The sequence below is a fragment of the Kosakonia sp. CFBP8986 genome (assembly GCF_034044935.1).
Lineage (GTDB): Bacteria > Pseudomonadota > Gammaproteobacteria > Enterobacterales > Enterobacteriaceae > Kosakonia > Kosakonia cowanii.
Genome location: NZ_JAXCXB010000002.1, coordinates 73,538 through 93,488, shown reverse-complemented (window position 1 = coordinate 93,488; position 19,951 = coordinate 73,538). Strand labels below are relative to the sequence as shown.

Genomic DNA, 19,951 nt, shown 5'->3' with positions numbered 1-19,951 from the left:
ACAACTAAAAAGCGTGTTCAGCACCCTTTATCTCTTTTTTTACCCACCGTCCACAGCCGGTTGGGAGGCAACAATGTTACTTAATATCGGCGGCGACAAAGAGCGCCATTTTCTGGCGTTACAGGCCCTGCTGAACCCGGATGACAGCCGCGATGATGTGCTGCGTAAAATTACCCAGCTCGCCGCCAGAATGTTAAAAATACCCGGCAGCTTTATTTCCGTGCTTGATGATGAGAATCAGTATGTGCGGGCCGCGATCAACTTCCAGCTGGAGACCTCGTCGCGGGTTAACTCCTTTTGCCGCTATGCCGTCGACAGCGGTAATCCATTTATCGTGCCGGACACTTTGCAGGACGCCCGCTTTGTCACGCACCCGCTGACCGTTGCCAGCCCTTTTATTCGCTTCTATGCGGGCGTGCCGCTGACCACCCGCGATGGCATTACGCTCGGCACGCTCTGCGTGGTGGATACCAATCCTCATACCGTAACCAAAGAGCAGATTGATACGCTGCGGCTGCTGGGCGAGCTGGCGATGTCGTTTCTGGAAGCCTGGCACTACGCCGGCCTGACGGATGCCATTACCGGGCTGCCGAACAAGCTGCATCTGCTGCGCGATATCCAGTTGCTGAACGCGGCGAACGATACCGCCGAGCGCAACCTGATTCTGATTGACTGTATCGACATGCCCCGCGCTTTCGAACTGGCGCGCACCCGCGGCATGGCCCCGGTTGAAAACCTGCTGCGCGATATGGCAATTATGCTGCCTCTGCGCCTGCGCCCGCTGAAGTGCGGCAAACTCTATATGGTAGCGACGGGCCGCTTTGCCCTGCTGACGCGTGCGTCGGACAATATTTCGGCCTGCGCCATCGCCAATCGCTTGCAGGGAGTCAGCGCCGAGCTGGAGCCGGGCATCACCGTCGAATTCCGCGTCCATACCGCGGGCAAAACCTTTATCCCCGGCGATCTCTCCGCCAGAGAGGTACTCAATAAAGCAGTGCATGCCCTGCATGAGCGCATCCGCCAGAACACCTTCCAGCTGCCGGAAACCATCATTGATGAGGATGCCGCGGCCATGCCGGTGCTGATGGAGGAGCTGGCGCAGGCCATCGATGGCAAACTGTCAGGGCTTTATCTCGTCTACCAACCGAAAATGTGTCTGCAAACCGACGCGCCGGTTGGCATTGAAGCGCTGATCCGCTGGCGGCATCCGCAAAAAGGCGAACTCTCGCCAGGGATGTTTATTCCCTTTGCTGAGCAGGCCGGTCTGCTACAGGATCTGACAGGCTGGGTTATCGCCAATGTGATTACCCAACTGGCAAGCTGGCATGCGCTCGGGCTTGCACTGCCGGTCTCCGTCAACGTCAGCATTCAGGATATCTCCGCGCCCGGCTTTGCCGACAGCCTCGAAGCGCGCATGATCCGCGCCCGCCTCCCCACCAGCCTGCTCGGCATTGAGTGTCTGGAAACTGAACGCATCATTGAGAGTGCGGCAGCGTTGAAAGGCCTGGAGATGCTGAAACTGCGCGGCTTCCCTATTTCGCTCGATGATTTCGGCACCGGCTACAGCAACATCAGCTACCTGCGCCGTATGCCGATCGACATCATCAAACTGGATCAGAGCCTGATCTCTAAACTGTCGGAAGATACCGCCTCGCGCATTATCGCCCGCAGTATTATCGGCATGCTGAAAGAGCTGGATTATGTCGTGCTGGCGGAAGGGGTGGAGAATGCGCAGACCGGTGCAACCCTGCAAAAGTATGGCTGCGACCAGGCGCAGGGTTATCTCTATGCCCGCCCGCTTCCGGCCCAGGAGATGAGCAGCTGGCTGGAGTGGAAGATCCGTACCTGATATAGCAACAATTTGCCGTTTGCTCACACAGATCTTCGCCAGGCGGCGGAACGCCAAAGAAAATATAATTATCAATTAGTTAGGATTATGTCGCCGCCGCTTCGTAATACATATATACATTTAATGTATACAAGATCGCGTATTCACAAATAGTGTGATTGAATTCATTGCATCCCGGAGTAATATTCGTCTGAAATAATGTCTTCAAATGGGTAGTCCATGAAAAACGTCATACTGAGTATGCTAATAAAAATGTCCAGGATGGACGCGCAAATGAAAGAGCTGACCGCCCAAATCGAGGCGCAGTCGCTGGTCGTTGCCGCCCTGACGCTGACCGTCGGCAAAGGCGGCGGGCTGGATGAAATGGTGGCAAGCATTAATAAGTCGATTAACTCCGTGCTGGAGACGCCCGACGCCGCGCTGCAATCCGACGCCGAGCTGCTGCTGGTGAAATTTCATGAGCAGGTCGAATTAACGCGCGCCGTCAGCAAAGAGTCGGATGAGATCCCCACCGTCGTTACAGGTGGTGACCTGACAACCGATCAACCCGGGCAGAGCTAACTTGCCGCTTTTTACCCGGCGTTTACCCACGCCTGGTTCTGTATCACCACCCGGTAGCCGTCGGCATCGGCAAAGGTGCGCCCGTTACGATCCCAGTAGGGGTTAAACGAGGCCACCGCAACAAATCCGGCATCCAGCATCGTTGCGCAGGCCGCCTCCCACTCCGCTTTCTCGGGGTAGTAGAGCACCAGCAAATCTTCGTCCGTCTGCGAAGGCTGCACCGGATGATGGTGGCAGAGGGTTAATTCCATATGCCAGCCCAATCCTTCCCGGCCTAACATCACGCCGCTGAAGCCTTCATGATCGCTGAAGTCCGCAATACGCTTCAGCCCTAATCCTTTGCTGTACTGCTGATAAGCCTGCTCAAGGTTGGTCACCGGCCTGGCAATTCTCATATGAGAAAACATTCCGCGCTCCTGTTATAGGGTTGGTTAATAGTCTTTAGCCTACACAGAATTCGCGGGTCGATTTGTCGGTAAGAGCCTAAGTACTTTCGCATAGAGATTATATTCTTGCGAGCTCTCTTCTTACGCAATTAAGCAAAATAAATAGATTAAATTTTTTGGCATAGCGCACAAGATGCAAATAACTTAGCAGCATCCACGAAGAGTAAATAATGTATTGAGCAGCAACGACTGCGCAGCCGCCGACATATAGCCATTTCCCCAACCCAAGGCCTTCAATACTTAATGAAAAGTAGAAACCCACAACTGCCATCAAACCGATCAAAAGCATAAAAACAGGAAACCAAATTATATTTTTCTTGATCTCCAATTTCTCGTCAGAGTAATCGTAAAAATTCTTTGCGTTGAATACAGTCTTGCAAAAACCAATATGTTTTTTACGATCACGCAAGTAAAACCTTATCACACAATCACTTAAGAAATGATATCGACACATTTTATACTCTAATAGCTTCAACTCCTGTTGATAAGCGTCTAACGCATCGCTCTCCTCAACGCACGTTTTTAAATAGTCCACCGCTTCTGCTTTCTTCTCACTGGAAAGGGAAAAGAACGTTTCAAAGATAAGTACTTTTTTCAGAAATGGTAATACAGGCACTAATAACTTAATGGCACTGGCGATCGATGATACTTCCATATTTACTCCCATGAGATGCGGTTTTCTGATTAGTTATAAAAGCAAAGAGTTTGCATAATGTAAAAAATATATCCCTGTTTCTAATAAGGTATTTATCATAATTGAATTATTAGCGTTTTATTAATCACCCTAATCAAAGAATTAATATCAGCAAACGCGGAATATAAAAACGCAGGCAGCTACCCATAAAAAAGCCCGCCGGGCGGCGAGCTTTTTCGTGCATCACGTATGGATTACTCTTCAGCCAGCATCTTCTCTAACCGCGCCCGCACGTTATCATCCGGCTCCGCGTGGAAGGCGGTTTCCAGCATGCCGTGCAGCTCTGCCGGGAGCTGCTCCTCAGGCCAGCCCTCCAGCGCGTTGAGCGCCATCAGACGGTTACGCACCACTGGGCTGCGCAGACCGGTTTTAATCAGCGACCAACCCATACCGGGAAAACGGTTGAGATCCTGGAGGATAAAATCGAGCGCGCCGTGCTGGCGATACTCAGCGCCGAGACCCATCAGCGTATCTGGCCCGCTGGCAATGGCCGCAAGATCAAGCTGCTGCTCAGCGAGTTGCAGAATGCGCTCCATGCGTTGCGGGCTTTCGGTCTGCATTAGTTCATACCAGTTCGCTTCATTGGGCACCGTTTGCTGGCGGGCAAAAACCTGCTCCCAGGTGTCGATGCCTAACAGCTTCGCCGCGCGCAAGGCGAGGTAAAAATCGCCGTTATCGCAGGCGGTGAGATCCTGCTGCACGCGCGTCAGCCACTTTTCCTGCGCGACAATCGCCTCTACATCCTCCGCAATCTGCTGGCGGATCTCATCGCTCCAGCCTTCCGCCTGCAGCGTCTCCCAGTTGTTATCTTCATCACCGGCAAACGCGCCGATGGCGCTGGTGTTGAGCAAGTTGCGCAGATCGTCGTTTTGACTGCGGCGAAGCAGCGTGAGATAGCGGTGACAGGCCTGCGCGCCCTCAGGGTAGTCATGGATATCGCGCGCCGGGCCGCCGGCAATCAGCGCCGCGAGAATATCGCCCGCGCCGGTCAGCACGCCATCATCCACCGCGTCGACCGAAAGCGCGGCCAGCAAGCGCCCTTTGGTGGCGCAGTCCCAGGCGGTGTACTCATCCATCACCGAATTGGAGTAGCCCTCGCGCAGCAGCCACTCTCGTGTGGCGGGCGAGACCTCATCCGGCAGGCGCTCGATAAGCTGAATACGCCCCCAGCCAGTTACGCGTTTCGCCAGCGCCGTCAGCGTTGCATCAAATGCCTCTTCCGGCAGCATGTTGCGCAGGGCGACGGCGGTAAAAAGCGTAAACTCCTCATGCAGACCGAGGGTCGTCACCAGCGCCCGGTTCTCGTCGGAGGGGAAAAAGGCCAGCAGTGCAATGGCGCATTTGACCGCGTTGCGATCCGGGCTGTTGGTCGCCAGCCACACCATCAGGTCGTGAACCTGCTGCGGCGACAGCGACGGCGCTTCCGGTAATTTGTCGGTCAGAATATCGATGTAATCAAGTGGCGGGCGCGCTTTCAGCAGCGCATAGAAGGTGTTCATATTGGCCGGGGAGGGTTTGCGCAGCACGGCGCTTAATGCGCTGATAATCTCATCTGCCGCCTCTTCTGCGTCTGCGCCGCCGCCATGGTGACCGAATGCACCATCCATGCCGCCCGCCACCCAGCGCAACTCGCCCTCAAGGGTATCTTCATCCGGCAGGGTTTGCGCCTGCTCCGGCAACGGCGCGCTGCCGTCTGCATAAGGGGAGAGAAAGTGGTAGATGCTCTGTCTGTCGCCCGGCCAGGGAAGCGGGAAAGGTGCGCCTTGCTCTGCTGCCTCTTGTTTACCGAGGAGTTTTGCTAACCATCGCTGCATACTCATATTCCTTGTATTGAATTCCTGATGTTCGCCGGATGCGCAAAACGCCGACCTTATGCCTGTTTATAGCTGATTATGCCCCTGCCGCACAGCGTTGCCCCCCTGATCAAGTAGGTGATCGTACCTTTCGGAGCAGTAACAATCCCTCTACAACGAGATAAATCCTGGGGTAACGCGTGCGCTATGAATGCAATGAAGTACTGAACGATCTGGTGAACTACTTTCTGCTTGCCGATATCCGCCTGCTGAAAAAGTTCAAAGATGACAACGAGCTCGCTGACGACCTGGCAACGGAATTTACCCGTAATGAGAGCGGCGATAAGGCGGTGCTCGAAGGTGTGCTGATCCCGATGACGGGCGTTGAAAACTACCCCTACACCATTATTTTCACCCTGCCGCCCGAGACACCGGAGCTGCTGAAAGCGGAAAACAATCTCCAGCACCGCCGCCCAGGTTACACGCTGCGCGTCGAGCATGGGCAGGTGCAGCTCTTTACCTGGCGCATTCTCGACGACTTTAACGATAAAAGTATCAGCGCGTTATTGCAGCGCTATGAAGCGCCGAACCGCCCGCATATCGCGCTCGAAAACGGCACTTACTCGGTGGAGATCCTTGCGGGCGAAGTGTTCCGCGAGGATGACTATCAGCCAGCATTTGAGTTTGTGCTGGAGAAAAACGACGATGCAAAGCCCGCAGCCGACCTTGATATCAACTATCTTTTTAGCGTCGACAGCCAGAGCTATTAATTGAGAGCGCCCAACAATGAGTAATGAGAGCGATAACCGCCCGCTTCCGCCGCTGGTCTGGCCGGAGTTTACCGATGAGCATGCCCGCCTTGCCTGGTGGCGCGACTGTGTGCACGCCTGGCGCGACCAGTGGGATAATCCTGCGCCCTCAACGCCCGCCAGCGACGCGGAGCTTGCTGACCTTGAGCAGCGCATCGGCTGCCCGCTGCCGCCGGTGCTGCGCACCTATCATCAGCAGATTGGTGAACTGAACCTCGCCGAAACACTGTGCAGCGTGACGCCTGCAAAATACGCCGCTATCGAACCACTGCTGGCGGCCTATCCTGGCATTAGCGACATTCTTGAAGATGTACCGCAGGATGACCCGCAGTGGGAGCTGGTTAACAACCTGATCGCCTTTGGCGACTATCTTGGCAACGGTAATTTGTGGTGCTTTCACCGCGAAACCGGCGAAGTGTGGTATTTCGACCACGACACTTCGCCGATGCTGACGCAGATATTCCGCGATGCCGGGCAGTATCTCGACGCACTGATGTTCAAATGCCTGCTCGAAGCCCACGGCGAGGAGGAGAATGAGGAACTGCTGCGCGAACGGCTCGGGGATGAGGTGGTGGAGAAGTGGATGTATTAATGGAAGCGGCCTCGTATTAGCTGGAAATAATTCTGTACAGATTACAGGCAGCTCCCTAAAATCCCCCCACAGATAATGCAGCCTTTGGGGATATGGGAGGAAGTATGGAAATCAATGTGATTACGCTGCTGAAAGCGATCATCGGTGGTGCAGGTTTAGGATTTGCCCTTCCCGGCGGCCTGTCATTCCTGATTCCAGCTTTCACCGTTACGGCAGGTATCGCATACAGTTTTGCTTTAGCAGGTGCGGTAGCGCTCCCTGCGCTCTATGCGGCAAGGAAGTCTGCTCACTAAAATGCACTTTTTTGACTGGCTTGCACCGCAGAATACACAGGAGTTAACCCGCTTTTATTTCATCCTGTGTACAGGTTACCTCGCAGTGCATCTCATCTGGGATGCCCTATGCAAAGAGACTCCGCCCTTCTCGCTTGATAAACTCCAGTTCAAAATGAATGAGGTTTATTCATCCTCAACCTTTGCAACCAGCGCTTTTTTTATTGTTATCCTGTTTGATATTAAAAACCCGCTCAGAACATCCGACGCCTTTATTTTCCCGTTAATCATTGCCGCATTAACAGGGTTTATGATTTCACTATCTGCAATCGCTCCTAAAAAAATCAAAATAGAGTAAGCCTGCTATTACAAGCTTCTAAATAGTCGCAGTTCCTGAACATGAAGTGGACTATTGAAATCGGTGTGACGGGCGTCGCCAGTTTCAAGAGAGCTACAAATATGGATCTGATACCGTCATATATACCGTTAAAAATGCGCGATAGCATTGACTAACTCAGTTATATGCAAAAAGAAACCCACTGTAAAAACAGTGGGTTAAATTTAATTTAGATCTCAGGAGAATTCAGGAAAAGCTGTCCGATCATTCCCACTCAATCGTAGCCGGCGGCTTCCCGCTGATGTCATATACGACACGGGAAATACCGTTCACTTCGTTGATAATGCGGTTGGAGACGCGGCCCAGGAAGTCATACGGCAGGTGCGCCCAGTGGGCGGTCATAAAGTCGATGGTTTCGACCGCGCGCAGGGAGACAACCCAGTCATACTTACGGCCATCGCCCATCACGCCAACGGAACGCACGGGCAGGAAGACGGTGAACGCCTGGCTTACTTTGTTGTAGAGATCGGCTTTGCGCAGCTCTTCGATAAAGATATGGTCCGCGCGGCGCAGCAGGTCGCAGTACTCTTTCTTCACTTCGCCGAGTACGCGAACGCCGAGGCCCGGCCCCGGGAACGGATGGCGGTACAGCATGTCGTACGGCAGGCCGAGTTCGAGGCCGATTTTACGCACTTCATCTTTGAACAGCTCTTTCAGCGGCTCAACCAGACCCATCTTCATCTCTTTCGGCAGGCCGCCAACGTTATGGTGAGACTTGATAACGTGCGCTTTACCGGTCGCAGAGGCTGCGGATTCAATCACGTCCGGGTAGATGGTGCCCTGTGCCAGCCACTTCACATCTTCCAGCTTCAGCGCTTCTTCATCGAACACTTCCACAAAGACGCGGCCGATGATTTTACGTTTCGCTTCCGGATCGTTCTCGCCCGCCAGCGCGCCGAGGAAGCGCTCTTCTGCCGGAACGTGAACAATGTTCAGACCAAAGTGGTCGCCGAACATATCCAGCACCTGCTCGGCTTCGTTCAGGCGCAGCAGGCCGTTGTCGACGAAGACGCAGGTCAGGTTTTTGCCAATCGCGCGGTGCAGCAGCATGGCGGTGACGGAGGAGTCCACGCCGCCGGAAAGGCCGAGGATCACTTTATCGTTGCCGACCTGCTGGCGGATGCGCTCAACGGCGTCATCGATGATTTTTGCAGGTGTCCACAGTGCTTCGCACTCGCAGATATCGCGCACAAAGCGCTCCAGCATACGCAGCCCCTGGCGGGTGTGCGTCACTTCCGGGTGGAACTGCACGCCGTAGAAACGCTTCTCTTCGTTAGCCATAATGGCGAACGGGCAGGTTTCAGTGCTGGCAACGGTAACAAAGCCGGACGGGATCGCCGTCACTTTATCGCCGTGGCTCATCCACACATCCAGTAGCGCTTTGCCGTCTGCAGTCAGGGCATCTTCAATGCCACGGATCAGCGCGCTTTCGGTCTGCACTTCAACCTGCGCGTAACCAAATTCACGCTCGTTAGAGCCTTCAACGTGGCCGCCAAGCTGCATCGCCATGGTCTGCATGCCATAGCAGACGCCGAGCACCGGCACACCGGCGTCGAAAACGTACTGCGGCGCGCGCGGGCTGTTCTCTTCGGTGGTGCTTTCCGGGCCGCCGGAGAGGATGATGCCGCTGGGGTTGAAGTCGCGGATCTGCGCTTCAGTGACATCCCACGCCCACAGTTCGCAGTAGACGCCGAGTTCACGCACGCGGCGTGCGACTAACTGAGTATATTGCGAGCCAAAATCGAGGATAAGAATGCGATGTTTATGAATATTGTCCGTCATTGACGTTAGTTCCGAGGCAAAGAGCGAGATTGAAAAGTCAACGCCCGGCAAAAACCGGGCGCGAATTGCATTAAGAACCCATGCGGTAGTTCGGGGATTCCTTGGTGATGGTCACGTCGTGAACGTGGCTCTCCTGGATGCCCGCGCCGCTGATGCGCACGAACTCCGCTTTGGTACGCAGGGCGTCGATGGTACCACAGCCGGTCAGACCCATACAGGAACGCAGGCCGCCCATCTGCTGGTGAATAATCTCTTTCAGGCGGCCTTTGTAGGCCACGCGGCCTTCGATACCTTCCGGCACCAGTTTGTCGGCGGCGTTGTCGGTCTGGAAGTAGCGATCGGAGGAGCCTTTGGACATCGCGCCCAGCGAGCCCATCCCGCGATAGGATTTGTAAGAGCGGCCCTGGTAGAGTTCGATTTCGCCCGGAGACTCTTCGGTACCTGCCAGCATGGAGCCAACCATTACCGCGCTTGCGCCAGCGGCGATCGCTTTAGCGATATCGCCAGAGAAGCGGATGCCGCCATCGGCGATAACCGGGATGTCCATCCCTTCCAGCGCTTCAACCGCGTCGGAAACGGCCGTGATCTGCGGAACACCCACACCGGTAACAATACGGGTCGTACAAATAGAGCCGGGACCGATACCCACTTTCACCGCGCTGACGCCAGCTTCAGCCAGCGCGCGAGCGCCTGCGCCAGTCGCAACGTTACCGCCGATGATTTGCAGATCCGGGTATTTGGCGCGCGTTTCGCGAATACGCTGCAACACGCCTTCAGAGTGGCCATGGGAGGAGTCAATCAGCAGCACGTCAACACCGGCGGCAACCAGCGCATCAACGCGCTCTTCGTTGCCCGCGCCCGCGCCGACCGCTGCGCCAACGCGCAGACGACCCTGCTCATCTTTACAGGCGTTCGGTTTACGTTCTGCTTTCTGGAAGTCTTTCACGGTGATCATGCCGAGCAGGTGGAAGCTGTCATCCACCACCAGCGCTTTTTCGACGCGCTTTTCATGCATTTTGGCGAAGACCACTTCGCGCGCTTCACCTTCACGTACCGTTACCAGGCGCTCTTTCGGCGTCATATAGACGCTGACCGGCTGGTTGAGGTCGGTAACAAAACGCACGTCACGACCGGTGATGATGCCAACCAGTTCGTTCTCTTCGTTCACTACCGGGTAGCCAGCGAAGCCGTTGCGCTCGGTCAGCTCTTTCACTTCGCGAAGAGTAGTAGTCGGCAGCACGGTCTGCGGCTCTTTTACCACGCCAGACTCATGTTTCTTCACGCGGCGTACTTCATCCGCCTGGCGCTCGATAGACATGTTTTTGTGAATAAAGCCAATGCCGCCTTCCTGTGCGAGGGCGATCGCCAGACGCGCTTCCGTTACGGTGTCCATTGCCGCAGAGAGCATAGGAATGTTCAGGCGAATGGTCTTCGTCAGCTGAGTGCTTAAATCGGCGGTATTCGGCAGAACAGTGGAGTGGGCGGGAACGAGGAGGACGTCGTCAAACGTCAAAGCTTCTTTAGCGATACGTAGCATGGGCAATATCTCTGACCTGGGTGGTTAAATATTGCCGTGGCATTATACAGAGCGTAACCGATTGCATCTACACTTTTTTGGAAAAATACTTGTAATCGGGTGACATCAGGCTACTATCGACCGAATAACTTGCTGATTTAGAATTTGATCTGGCTCACATGTCCTCATTGCAAACTCCCTCCATTTATACCGTCAGCCGCCTTAACCAGACGGTGCGATCGCTACTGGAACGCGAGCTGGGCCAGGTGTGGATCAGCGGCGAAATCTCCAACTTTACCCAGCCCGCTTCCGGTCACTGGTACTTCACCTTAAAAGATGACACCGCCCAGGTGCGCTGTGCGATGTTCCGCAACAGCAACCGCCGCGTCACCTTCCGCCCACAGCATGGGCAGCAGGTGCTGGTGCGCGCCAACATCACGATGTATGAGCCGCGCGGTGAATACCAAATCATCGTCGAGAGCATGCAACCGGCGGGTGAAGGGCTGTTACAGCAGAAGTATGAGCAGCTGAAAGCGAAACTGGCGGCGGAAGGGCTGTTCGATCAGCAGTTTAAACATCCCCTGCCCTCACCGGCGCACTGCGTTGGGGTGATCACCTCGAAAACCGGCGCCGCGCTGCACGATATTTTGCATGTGTTGAAACGCCGCGATCCGTCTCTCCCCGTGGTGATCTACCCGACCGCCGTACAGGGCGAAGATGCTCCGGCGCAAATTGTGCGCGCCATTGCCCTTGCTAACAGCCGTGACGAGTGTGATGTGCTGATTGTCGGGCGCGGCGGTGGTTCGCTGGAAGATCTCTGGAGCTTCAACGACGAACGCGTCGCGCGCGCCATTTTTGCCAGCCGTATTCCGGTAGTCAGTGCCGTCGGCCATGAAACGGATGTCACCATCGCCGATTTCGTCGCCGACCTGCGCGCGCCAACCCCTTCGGCGGCGGCAGAGATTGTCAGCCGTAACCAGCTTGAACTGCTGCGCCAGGTGCAGGCGATGCAGCAGCGTCTGGAGATGGGGATGGATTACTATCTGGCAGGGCGCAACCGCCGCTTTGCCCAGCTTCATCACCGTCTGCAACAGCAGCACCCGCAGCTGCGCCTCGCGCGTCAGCAGACGGTGCTCGACCGCTTGCAGCAGCGCATGCACAACGCGCTGGATATGCAGCTTAAGCGCGCGAATACGCGCCAGCAGCGCGTAGTGCAACGGCTTAATCATCACAATCCGCAACCGCGCATTCACCGGGCGCAAACGCGGGTGCAGCAGCTTGAGTATCGCCTGAGCCAGTCGATTCGCGATCGTCTCGGCAGCACGCGCGAGCGCTTCGGCACCGCCCTCACCCATCTGGAAGCCGTCAGCCCGCTGGCGACGCTGGCGCGCGGCTACAGCGTCACTACCGCCACCGACGGGAAAGTACTGAAACAGACTAAGCAGGTGAAAGCGGGCGATACGCTCACCACCCGCCTGAATGATGGCTGGGTCGAGAGCGAAGTGCGCATTGTCACACCGGTGAAACAACCGAGAAAACGAAAAACTCCGTAGTTAAAACTCTTAGTGCGGTGAAGCGACCTATACTTTTGTTGTTCTTTTGATTTTATCAAGGAGATCAACATGACCACTCGCTTCCCGCACACCGTTATTCCCCCCTACATTCTCCGCCGCATCATTGACCAGGGCTCTGAAGTCCAGAAGCGCTGCGCGAAACAAACCCTGATGCATGTCCAGACGCTGATGGCCCACAGCCACGGTAAACCGAGCGCTCCGCAGGCGAACTCGCCGGGCGAACTGGTGCGCGATATCTACGACGCGCATAACAAAGAGAGCCTGCCGGGTAAGCAGGTGCGTTATGAAGGCCAGCCTTCCAATGGCGATGTCGCCGTCGATGAAGCCTATGACTACCTTGGCGTCACCCACGACTTTTTCTGGAAGGAGTGGAAACGTAACTCGCTGGATAATAAGGGCCTGGTGCTGAGCGGCACGGTACATTACGGCCAGGAGTATCAGAACGCCTTCTGGAATGGTCAGCAGATGGTGTTTGGCGATGGCGACGGTGAAATCTTTAACCGTTTCACTATCGCCATTGATGTGGTGGCGCATGAGCTAAGCCACGGTGTGACAGAGTCGGAAGCGGCGCTGATCTACTTTGAACAATCGGGCGCGCTGAACGAGTCCCTGTCGGATGTCTTCGGCTCGCTGGTCAAGCAGTACCACCTCAAGCAAACCGCAGAGCAGGCGGACTGGATTATCGGCGAAGGGCTGTTAGCCGAAGGGATCAACGGCAAAGGGCTGCGCTCAATGTCCGAGCCGGGCACCGCCTACAACGATCCGCTGCTCGGCAAAGATCCGCAGCCCGCGCACATGAAGGACTTTATTAAAACCCGCGAAGATAACGGCGGCGTGCACCTTAACTCCGGTATTCCGAACCGCGCCTTTTATCTTGCGGCCACGGAGATTGGCGGTTATGCGTGGGAAAAAGCGGGCTATGCCTGGTACGATACGGTGTGCGATCGCCAGCTGGCCCAAAACGCCGATTTCGCTGCCTTCGCTAAACTGACCATTCATCATGGCGAAAAACGTTCCGGTAAAGCGGTGGCGGCGGCCATCGAACAGGCGTGGAAAGATGTCGGAGTCTTATAATGAACGAACCCGAACTGACCGACGATGCGGTTGTCGAGCTGGCCCGTGAGGGTGGCGTGGCTTATATCCCGATGCTCGCCGGGCGAAGGCGGATTGTTATCGCCCAGTTGACGGACGAGCAGCGTCAGCGGCTGATTGAGATCCTGCACCAGGCATTACCGCTGGCGCAGCCTCCCGGTCAGGCTGACTCACCGGGGCGCGGCGACCAGCGCTTTTATCGCCTGCAGATCACCTGGACCACGCGGCAGACGGATATGCTGCTGCTGATCCCGGAGAGCAAAGCGCCGCCGTCGTTCGTTGAGCTGTGGCGCGAAGGCGAAGGCTGTATCTGCAAGCCTTAGCGCAGGGTGAATTCGACACGTTTTTTGGAAATCAGCCCGTGGCCGTGCTGGCAGAAGTAGTCCACCGCGCCACAGGCTTTTAACACTTCAAGCGGCTGGTGGCACTCCGGGCAGGCGGCGTTCACCTCCATATCTTTATCGCACGTGGCGCAGTGCGCCATGGTTCCGGCGAGTTCCAGTTCACCGTGGCAAGTCGGGCAGTTCAGTTGCATAAGGCGCTCCTCACAATCGTTTCAGATTGACCTAATGATACACCCTCAAAAACAAAACACCCGCCAGCGGCGGGTGAAGTGAACGGTTACTTACCTTTCTTAAGGTGCTTGATCAGGCGCTTACGCTTACGTAACTGGTTCGGCGTCAATGTGTTGCGCTTGTCGGCAAACGGGTTCTCGCCCTCTTTGAACTGGATACGAATCGGAGTACCCATCACTTCCAGCGATTTGCGGAAGTAGTTCATCAGGTAGCGCTTGTAGGAGTCCGGCAGGTCTTTCACCTGGTTGCCATGGATCACCACAATCGGCGGGTTGTAGCCACCGGCGTGGGCGTATTTCAGCTTCACGCGACGGCCACGCACCAGCGGCGGCTGGTGATCTTCTGCCGCCATGTTCATGATGCGGGTCAGCAGCGCGGTGCTGACGCGACGGGTGGAGCTGTCATAGGCTTCACGTACGGATTCGAACAGGTTACCGACGCCGCTGCCGTGCAGGGCAGAGATAAAGTGCACGCGCGCAAAGTCGATAAAGCCGAGGCGGTAATCGAGCGTCTCTTTCACCTGCTCTCTCACTTCCTGGCTCAGGCCGTCCCACTTGTTGACGACAATCACCAGCGAGCGGCCGCTGTTCAGGATAAAGCCCAGCAGGGAGAGATCCTGATCGGAGATGCCTTCGCGGGCATCAATCACCAGCATCACCACGTTGGCGTCTTCAATCGCCTGCAGGGTTTTGATAACCGAGAACTTCTCGACCACGTCGGTAATTTTGCCGCGCTTACGCACGCCCGCGGTGTCGATCAGGACATATTCGCGCTCATCGCGCTGCATCGGAATGTAGATGCTGTCGCGGGTGGTGCCCGGCATGTCGTACACCACGACGCGGTCTTCACCGAGAATGCGGTTAGTGAGCGTTGACTTACCGACGTTCGGACGCCCGACAATCGCCAGCTTAATCGGCAGATCCTGCGGGTTGAAATCGTCTTCCGGCTCTTCGGCTTCGCCGTTCGCAGCAGCTTCAAACTTCGCCCAGTACTCAGCCTCTTCATCCACCTCTTCCGGCGGGTTCAGCTCGTCCATCCACGGCATCAGCACATGCTCAAGCAGGCTGGTGACGCCGCGTCCGTGTGAAGCGGCAATGGCGTGAATTTCGCCAAGACCGAGGGAGTAGAAATCAGAAACCGCCTGATCCGGGTCGAGGCCATCAGTTTTGTTGGCGACGAGGAAGGTGGCCTTCTCGCGCGAGCGCAGATGCTTGGCGATAGCGATATCGGCTGGCATCAGCCCGGCGCGGGCATCGACCATAAACAGCACGACGTCAGCTTCTTCAATCGCCAGCAGCGACTGCTCCGCCATACGCGTTTCAACGCCATCTTCGGTGCCATCGATACCGCCGGTATCGATACAGATAAATTCGCGGCCTTCTACTTCAGCACGACCGTACTTACGGTCACGAGTCAGACCCGGAAAATCCGCTACAAGCGCATCACGGGTGCGAGTAAGACGGTTGAATAGCGTGGATTTCCCAACGTTAGGGCGCCCGACAAGCGCGACCACAGGTACCATGTTTAAAGCCTCATTGCAGAAAATTCATTAGCAAAACGTCACGATTTACGCGGCGTTTTAAAAACAGGAAAACGGCTCCTGCAACAGGAGCCGTCTTTCAGATACGACACTCTCAGCGCGCTTAGCGCGTGAGGGCGTACAGCGTGCCGTCTTTCGCCTGGATAAGCAGTTTGCCGCCAGCCACGACCGGCTCGGTCAGGAAGCCGGAACTATCGACTTTCTGCTGGGCAACAAAACGACCATCTTCGACGTTAATCCAGTGGAGATAGCCTTCGCTATCGCCGGTCACAATATAACCATTATAGAGCGCCGGAGAGGTCAGGTTGCGGTGCAGCAGATCGCTCTGCGTCCACAGCGTCACGCCGCCGTCGGTGCTCAGGGCCAGCACGCGATCGTTCTGATCGATGATGTAGATACGGTTGCCATCAATCACAAAATCGCTTACCGAGCCAAGATCGCGTTTCCACATGATCTGGCCGCTGCGCAGATCCAGCGCCGTCATATTACCGTTATACGCCAGCGCGTAAACCACACCATTTACCACTACCGGCGTGGTATCGACGTCGCTAAGGCGATCGATTTCGGTCGGGCCATTCGCCTGGGAGATGCGCTGCTGCCAGATCAACTGGCCCTGCTGCATCAGCACGGCGCTGACGCGTCCGTTATCACCGCCGACAATGGCAGCGCCAAACGCGGTGGTCGGCGCAGATTCACCGCGCAGGGAGAGCGACGGCATATCGAGGTTCACGGTCCATTTCACCGCGCCATCCGCTTCGTTCAGCGCCTGCAACTGACCGTTGCTGGTGTGAATCAGCACCAGACCATCGCTGACTACCGGGCGAGAGAGGGCTTCACCCACCACGCCGGTTTTCCAGGCCACGGAACCATCGCTGGCGTTAAGCGCATACACCTGCGCCTGCTCGGTACCGATGTAGACTTTACCGCCGGAAACGGTCACACCGCCGGAGAGCAGCGCGGCGCGGGTGGAGAACCAGCCATCTTTCTCAGCCAGGTTTACCGACCAGATTTCACGGCCATCATCAATGCTGAGCGCTTTCACCACGCCATGACGATCGGCGGCGTAAACCACGCCATCGGCAAAGGCCGGGTGCAAGGTGGAGTAGTACTTGCCGATACCGTTACCGACGGAAGTGCTCCACGACGTTGTCGGCGTGAACTGGTTTTCAACCACCGGCAGCGGCGACATTTTGACAACATCTTCTTCGCTGTTGAAGAGGGAACAGCCGCTCAATAACGTGACGGAAAGCAGCCCTGGCAGTAGTAATTTACGCAATTGCATCGGGTCCCTCTTAGATGGACAAATTATTAATTTTCATCTGCATCATTTCACTCAGCGCAGGAGAAGCATTGTTTTTAATGCCGTTTTCCCATGCGGTGCGCGCACCTTTTTTATCGCCTTTGCTCAGCAACGCTTCGCCGCGCAGATCCGCAACGATGGCTGACCAGCTTTCGCCTTTCACGGCATCCAGCGTTTTCAGCGCCGCGTCCTGCTGCTTCAGTTGTACCTGAATGCGCGCCAGACGGACATTGATCATCGACTTCAGATTCTCATCGTCGGTCGCGGCCAGGCCCTGCTGCAGCTGTGCAGCGGCTTTTTGCAGATCGTTCTTCTCAACGTAACGCTGTGCCAGCTCAAGGGAGGCCAGCGCACCGTAGCTGTTTTTGTTATCAGCAGCGAATTTTTCCGCTGCGGCATAGGAGTCCTGTTTGCCGGCCTGCAGCGCGCTTACCGCGCTCTCATACGCCTGCGAGATCTCGCGCGCATTGTCCGCCTGATGGCTGTTCCAGAAACGCCAGCCCACCAGCGCGCCGATACCCAGTACTACCCCAACGGCCAGCGCTTTGCCATTGTCGGCAAAGAAGCGCTTAATCGCGTCTACCTGGTCGTTTTCGTTTTCGTAAATTTCCACGCAGTCCTTCTCCTTAACGATAAATCACCGGGGAGATTAGCCCAGTAGTGTGCGCAAATGCGCCGCAACGCTATCCTGCGTTACCGTACTCTGCTCACCAGAGCGTAAATCCTTCACCACAACATTCCCGTCGGCAATTTCAGACTCGCCGAGCACCAGCGCGACGCGAGCGCCCCACTTATCTGCCCGGGCAAACTGCTTCTTAAAGTTGCCGCCGCCGTGGTTCATCATCAGCCGCACGCCAGGCAGCGCATCGCGCACCTGCTCACCCAGCAGCATCGCTGCGGATTGCGTGTTAGCGCCAGAGGCCACCAGGTAAATATCGACAACGGATTCGGCTTTAAATTCCGGATTAACTGCCTGAACCAACAAAACAAGTCGCTCAAGACCCATCGCGAAGCCAACCGCTGGCGTTGCGCGACCGCCGAGTTGCTCAACCAGGCCATCGTAACGGCCACCGGCGCAGACGGTGCCCTGCGCGCCGAGACTGCTGGTCACCCACTCAAACACGGTGCGGTTGTAGTAATCGAGACCGCGCACCAGGCGCTGGTTGACGGTGTAAGCGATGCCCGCGGCGTCAAGGGAAGCGCAGAGGCCGGCAAAGTGCTCGCGTGAGTCGTCATCAAGATAATCGCCCAGCTTCGGCGCATCGTTCAGCAGCGCCTGAATATCCGGGTTTTTGGTGTCCAGCACGCGCAGCGGGTTGCTGTACATGCGGCGCAGGCAATCTTCGTCGAGCTTATCTTTATGCTGCTCCAGGAACGCCACCAGCGCGTCGCGATAGGTCGCGCGGGCCTCCAGCGAGCCGATGGAGTTAAGCTCAAGCGCAACGTGAGAAGCGATACCCAGCTCGCGCCACCAGCGCGCGGTGAGCATAATCAGCTCGGCGTCGATATCCGGCCCCTGCAGGCCAAACACTTCCACACCCAGCTGATGGAACTGACGGTAGCGCCCTTTCTGCGGACGCTCGTAGCGGAACATCGGCCCGACGTACCACAAGCGCTGTTCCTGATTGTACAGAAGACCATGTTCGATGCCGGCGCGTACGCAGCCCGCGGTACCTTCCGGACGCAGCGTCAGGCTGTCGCCGTTACGGTCGTCGAAGGTATACATCTCTTTTTCAACCACGTCGGTCACTTCGCCGATCGCGCGTTTGAATAACGGGGTCTGCTCTACAATCGGCAAACGGATTTCACTGTAACCGTAGCTGCCGAGCACGTTCTTCAGGCTGCTTTCAATGCGCTGCCAGATGGCGGTCTCGCCAGGCAGATAATCGTTCATGCCGCGAATGGCTTGAATATTTTTTGCCACGTTTATTCTCTTTATTAATACAAAAAATGAACCCTCAGGGCGGCGACAAAAGCGGTCGCGCCGGGCGGGCTCATGATACACGGGATGCCAGCCTTGGCGGCACCCTTATTTTTCTACCTGCATGACGTCGATACGGCGCGTTTCATCCAGCATCGCGGCTTTCGCACGAATACGCGCCTCAAGCTGGCTGATCATATCGCCGTTATCGAGGCGATCTTTACGTACGCCATCTTCATACAGGCCGCTTTTCTTATTCCCGCCGGTCACGCCCAGGGTCGAGACCAGCGCTTCGCCCGGCCCGTTCACCACGCAGCCGATAATCGAAACATCCATCGGGGTGATGATATCTTCCAGCCGCTGCTCCAGCGCATTGACCGTACCAATCACGTCAAACTCCTGACGGGAGCAGGTCGGGCAGGCGATGAAGTTAATGCCGCGAGCGCGGATGCGCAGGGATTTGAGGATATCGAAACCGACTTTAATCTCTTCAACCGGATCCGCCGCCAGCGAAATACGCAGCGTATCGCCAATCCCTTCCGAGAGCAGCAGGCCTAAGCCAATCGCCGATTTCACCGAGCCTGCGCGCGCGCCGCCCGCTTCGGTGATCCCAAGATGCAGCGGCTGATCGATCTGCTTCGCCAGCAGACGATAGGACTCAACGGCAAGGAACACGTCAGAGGCTTTCACGCTCACTTTGAACTGGTCGAAGTTGAGACGATCGAGATGATCCACATGGCGCATGGCCGATTCGAGCAGCGCCTGCGGCGTCGGCTCGCCATACTTCTCTTGCAGATCTTTTTCCAGCGAACCGGCGTTGACGCCGATGCGGATTGGGATGTTTTTATCGCGCGCGCAGTCGACAACGCTGCGAATACGCTCTTCGTTACCGATATTGCCGGGGTTAATACGCAAGCAATCTACGCCGTATTCGGCGACTTTCAACGCGATGCGATAGTCAAAGTGGATGTCCGCCACCAGCGGGACACTCACCTGCTGTTTGATAAGCCTGAACGCTTCTGCCGCGTCCATTGTCGGTACCGAGACACGCACGATGTCTGCGCCGACGCGCTCTAATGCTTTGATTTGGTTGACCGTTGCTTCAACATCCGTGGTGCGGGTGTTTGTCATAGACTGCACGGCGATGGGAGCCCCATCGCCGATCGGCACATTACCAACATAAATCCGTTTTGATTTCCGCCGTTGGATCGGCGACTGGTTATGCATGAATGATCTCC

20 protein-coding genes are annotated in these 19,951 nt (G+C 56.2%); 9 read left to right on the top strand and 11 right to left on the bottom strand.

The genetic code is table 11. The annotated features are described in order from the left end of the window. Positions 1-73: 73 nt before the first annotated feature. Complete coding sequence (locus tag SOM48_RS04110) at positions 74-1,849, top strand: EAL domain-containing protein (protein ID WP_054803502.1); 1,776 nt, start codon at positions 74-76, stop codon at positions 1,847-1,849. A 219-nt stretch (positions 1,850-2,068) separates the two neighbouring features. Further along, complete coding sequence (gene iraP, locus SOM48_RS04105; protein WP_054803501.1) at positions 2,069-2,410, top strand: anti-adapter protein IraP; 342 nt, start codon at positions 2,069-2,071, stop codon at positions 2,408-2,410. 11 nt (positions 2,411-2,421) lie between these two features. Here the strand turns inward: iraP and SOM48_RS04100 are convergent, their stop codons facing one another. From SOM48_RS04100 to SOM48_RS04090, 3 genes are all read right to left on the bottom strand, one after another. Beyond that, positions 2,422-2,817, bottom strand: coding sequence for a VOC family protein (locus SOM48_RS04100; protein ID WP_320511488.1), 396 nt, complete (start codon positions 2,815-2,817; stop codon positions 2,422-2,424). A 97-nt stretch (positions 2,818-2,914) separates the two neighbouring features. Next, positions 2,915-3,511, bottom strand: coding sequence for a hypothetical protein (locus SOM48_RS04095; RefSeq protein WP_320511487.1), 597 nt, complete (start codon positions 3,509-3,511; stop codon positions 2,915-2,917). Between the two features lie 233 nt (positions 3,512-3,744). Continuing rightward, entirely contained in the window at positions 3,745-5,364 is a 1,620-nt protein-coding gene (locus SOM48_RS04090; protein ID WP_128482369.1) for a hypothetical protein, read from the bottom strand. A 179-nt stretch (positions 5,365-5,543) separates the two neighbouring features. Here SOM48_RS04090 and SOM48_RS04085 point away from each other — a divergent pair, with 179 nt between their 5' ends. The 4 genes from SOM48_RS04085 (at position 5,544) to SOM48_RS04070 (ending at position 7,374) form a co-directional block, all read left to right on the top strand. After that, positions 5,544-6,113, top strand: coding sequence for a hypothetical protein (locus tag SOM48_RS04085; RefSeq protein WP_320511486.1), 570 nt, complete (start codon positions 5,544-5,546; stop codon positions 6,111-6,113). Positions 6,114-6,129: 16 nt separating this feature from the next. Beyond that, positions 6,130-6,744 (top strand): SMI1/KNR4 family protein, encoded by a 615-nt coding sequence (locus tag SOM48_RS04080; RefSeq protein ID WP_139965125.1) that lies wholly within the window; start codon positions 6,130-6,132, stop codon positions 6,742-6,744. 104 nt (positions 6,745-6,848) lie between these two features. Then, positions 6,849-7,037 (top strand): hypothetical protein, encoded by a 189-nt coding sequence (locus SOM48_RS04075; protein WP_320511485.1) that lies wholly within the window; start codon positions 6,849-6,851, stop codon positions 7,035-7,037. A gap of 1 nt (position 7,038) precedes the next feature. Then, positions 7,039-7,374 carry a hypothetical protein gene (locus SOM48_RS04070; RefSeq protein ID WP_076768814.1) on the top strand — a complete coding sequence of 112 codons (336 nt, stop codon included), beginning with the start codon at positions 7,039-7,041 and terminating at the stop codon, positions 7,372-7,374. A gap of 243 nt (positions 7,375-7,617) precedes the next feature. Here the strand turns inward: SOM48_RS04070 and guaA are convergent, their stop codons facing one another. Together guaA and guaB are read right to left on the bottom strand one after the other, a co-directional pair. After that, positions 7,618-9,195: a glutamine-hydrolyzing GMP synthase gene (gene guaA, locus SOM48_RS04065; protein WP_279792799.1), complete on the bottom strand. Its 1,578-nt coding sequence runs from the start codon at positions 9,193-9,195 to the stop codon at positions 7,618-7,620. A gap of 70 nt (positions 9,196-9,265) precedes the next feature. After that, positions 9,266-10,732, bottom strand: a complete 1,467-nt coding sequence (guaB, locus tag SOM48_RS04060; RefSeq protein ID WP_023481215.1) for an IMP dehydrogenase — start codon at positions 10,730-10,732, stop codon at positions 9,266-9,268. Positions 10,733-10,890: 158 nt separating this feature from the next. Between guaB and xseA the strand changes: the two genes are divergently transcribed. From xseA to SOM48_RS04045, 3 genes are all read left to right on the top strand, one after another. Beyond that, positions 10,891-12,264, top strand: coding sequence for an exodeoxyribonuclease VII large subunit (gene xseA / locus SOM48_RS04055; RefSeq protein WP_320511484.1), 1,374 nt, complete (start codon positions 10,891-10,893; stop codon positions 12,262-12,264). 69 nt (positions 12,265-12,333) lie between these two features. Further along, positions 12,334-13,359, top strand: a complete 1,026-nt coding sequence (locus tag SOM48_RS04050) for a M4 family metallopeptidase (RefSeq protein ID WP_023481193.1) — start codon at positions 12,334-12,336, stop codon at positions 13,357-13,359. Further along, positions 13,359-13,700 carry a protealysin inhibitor emfourin gene (locus SOM48_RS04045; protein ID WP_042713916.1) on the top strand — a complete coding sequence of 114 codons (342 nt, stop codon included), beginning with the start codon at positions 13,359-13,361 and terminating at the stop codon, positions 13,698-13,700. The genes SOM48_RS04050 and SOM48_RS04045 overlap by 1 nt, the downstream gene beginning before the upstream one ends. On the opposite strand, the gene SOM48_RS04040 is transcribed toward SOM48_RS04045, so the two are convergent. The 6 genes from SOM48_RS04040 to ispG form a co-directional block, all read right to left on the bottom strand. Beyond that, positions 13,697-13,912 (bottom strand): zinc ribbon domain-containing protein, encoded by a 216-nt coding sequence (locus tag SOM48_RS04040; RefSeq protein ID WP_076768816.1) that lies wholly within the window; start codon positions 13,910-13,912, stop codon positions 13,697-13,699. The genes SOM48_RS04045 and SOM48_RS04040 overlap by 4 nt on opposite strands. Before the next feature lie 86 nt (positions 13,913-13,998). Then, positions 13,999-15,474 (bottom strand): ribosome biogenesis GTPase Der, encoded by a 1,476-nt coding sequence (der, locus tag SOM48_RS04035; RefSeq protein WP_023481267.1) that lies wholly within the window; start codon positions 15,472-15,474, stop codon positions 13,999-14,001. Positions 15,475-15,595: 121 nt separating this feature from the next. Next, positions 15,596-16,774 carry an outer membrane protein assembly factor BamB gene (bamB, locus tag SOM48_RS04030; RefSeq protein WP_042713913.1) on the bottom strand — a complete coding sequence of 393 codons (1,179 nt, stop codon included), beginning with the start codon at positions 16,772-16,774 and terminating at the stop codon, positions 15,596-15,598. 10 nt (positions 16,775-16,784) lie between these two features. Beyond that, on the bottom strand, positions 16,785-17,405 hold the full coding sequence (locus SOM48_RS04025) for a YfgM family protein (protein ID WP_128482360.1): 621 nt from the start codon (positions 17,403-17,405) through the stop codon (positions 16,785-16,787). A 36-nt stretch (positions 17,406-17,441) separates the two neighbouring features. After that, the gene (gene hisS / locus SOM48_RS04020) at positions 17,442-18,716 is read right to left on the bottom strand and encodes a histidine--tRNA ligase (protein ID WP_320511483.1); all 1,275 of its coding nucleotides are present in this window, start codon (positions 18,714-18,716) and stop codon (positions 17,442-17,444) included. A gap of 105 nt (positions 18,717-18,821) precedes the next feature. Beyond that, positions 18,822-19,940, bottom strand: a complete 1,119-nt coding sequence (gene ispG / locus SOM48_RS04015) for a flavodoxin-dependent (E)-4-hydroxy-3-methylbut-2-enyl-diphosphate synthase (protein WP_023481201.1) — start codon at positions 19,938-19,940, stop codon at positions 18,822-18,824. Positions 19,941-19,951 lie beyond the last annotated feature (11 nt).

Excerpts from the sequence above, each read along its gene's own strand:
- SOM48_RS04110 (WP_054803502.1), top strand. The coding sequence starts at position 74 with ATGTTACTTAATATCGGCGGCGACAAAGAGCGCCATTTTCTGGCGTTA.
- iraP (WP_054803501.1), top strand. The coding sequence starts at position 2,069 with ATGAAAAACGTCATACTGAGTATGCTAATAAAAATGTCCAGGATGGAC.
- SOM48_RS04100 (WP_320511488.1), bottom strand. The coding sequence starts at position 2,817 with ATGTTTTCTCATATGAGAATTGCCAGGCCGGTGACCAACCTTGAGCAG.
- SOM48_RS04095 (WP_320511487.1), bottom strand. The coding sequence starts at position 3,511 with ATGGAAGTATCATCGATCGCCAGTGCCATTAAGTTATTAGTGCCTGTA.
- SOM48_RS04090 (WP_128482369.1), bottom strand. The coding sequence starts at position 5,364 with ATGCAGCGATGGTTAGCAAAACTCCTCGGTAAACAAGAGGCAGCAGAG.
- SOM48_RS04080 (WP_139965125.1), top strand. The coding sequence starts at position 6,130 with ATGAGTAATGAGAGCGATAACCGCCCGCTTCCGCCGCTGGTCTGGCCG.
- SOM48_RS04075 (WP_320511485.1), top strand. The coding sequence starts at position 6,849 with ATGGAAATCAATGTGATTACGCTGCTGAAAGCGATCATCGGTGGTGCA.
- SOM48_RS04070 (WP_076768814.1), top strand. The coding sequence starts at position 7,039 with ATGCACTTTTTTGACTGGCTTGCACCGCAGAATACACAGGAGTTAACC.
- guaA (WP_279792799.1), bottom strand. The coding sequence starts at position 9,195 with ATGACGGACAATATTCATAAACATCGCATTCTTATCCTCGATTTTGGC.
- guaB (WP_023481215.1), bottom strand. The coding sequence starts at position 10,732 with ATGCTACGTATCGCTAAAGAAGCTTTGACGTTTGACGACGTCCTCCTC.
- xseA (WP_320511484.1), top strand. The coding sequence starts at position 10,891 with ATGTCCTCATTGCAAACTCCCTCCATTTATACCGTCAGCCGCCTTAAC.
- SOM48_RS04050 (WP_023481193.1), top strand. The coding sequence starts at position 12,334 with ATGACCACTCGCTTCCCGCACACCGTTATTCCCCCCTACATTCTCCGC.
- SOM48_RS04045 (WP_042713916.1), top strand. The coding sequence starts at position 13,359 with ATGAACGAACCCGAACTGACCGACGATGCGGTTGTCGAGCTGGCCCGT.
- SOM48_RS04040 (WP_076768816.1), bottom strand. The coding sequence starts at position 13,912 with ATGCAACTGAACTGCCCGACTTGCCACGGTGAACTGGAACTCGCCGGA.
- der (WP_023481267.1), bottom strand. The coding sequence starts at position 15,474 with ATGGTACCTGTGGTCGCGCTTGTCGGGCGCCCTAACGTTGGGAAATCC.
- bamB (WP_042713913.1), bottom strand. The coding sequence starts at position 16,774 with ATGCAATTGCGTAAATTACTACTGCCAGGGCTGCTTTCCGTCACGTTA.
- ispG (WP_023481201.1), bottom strand. The coding sequence starts at position 19,940 with ATGCATAACCAGTCGCCGATCCAACGGCGGAAATCAAAACGGATTTAT.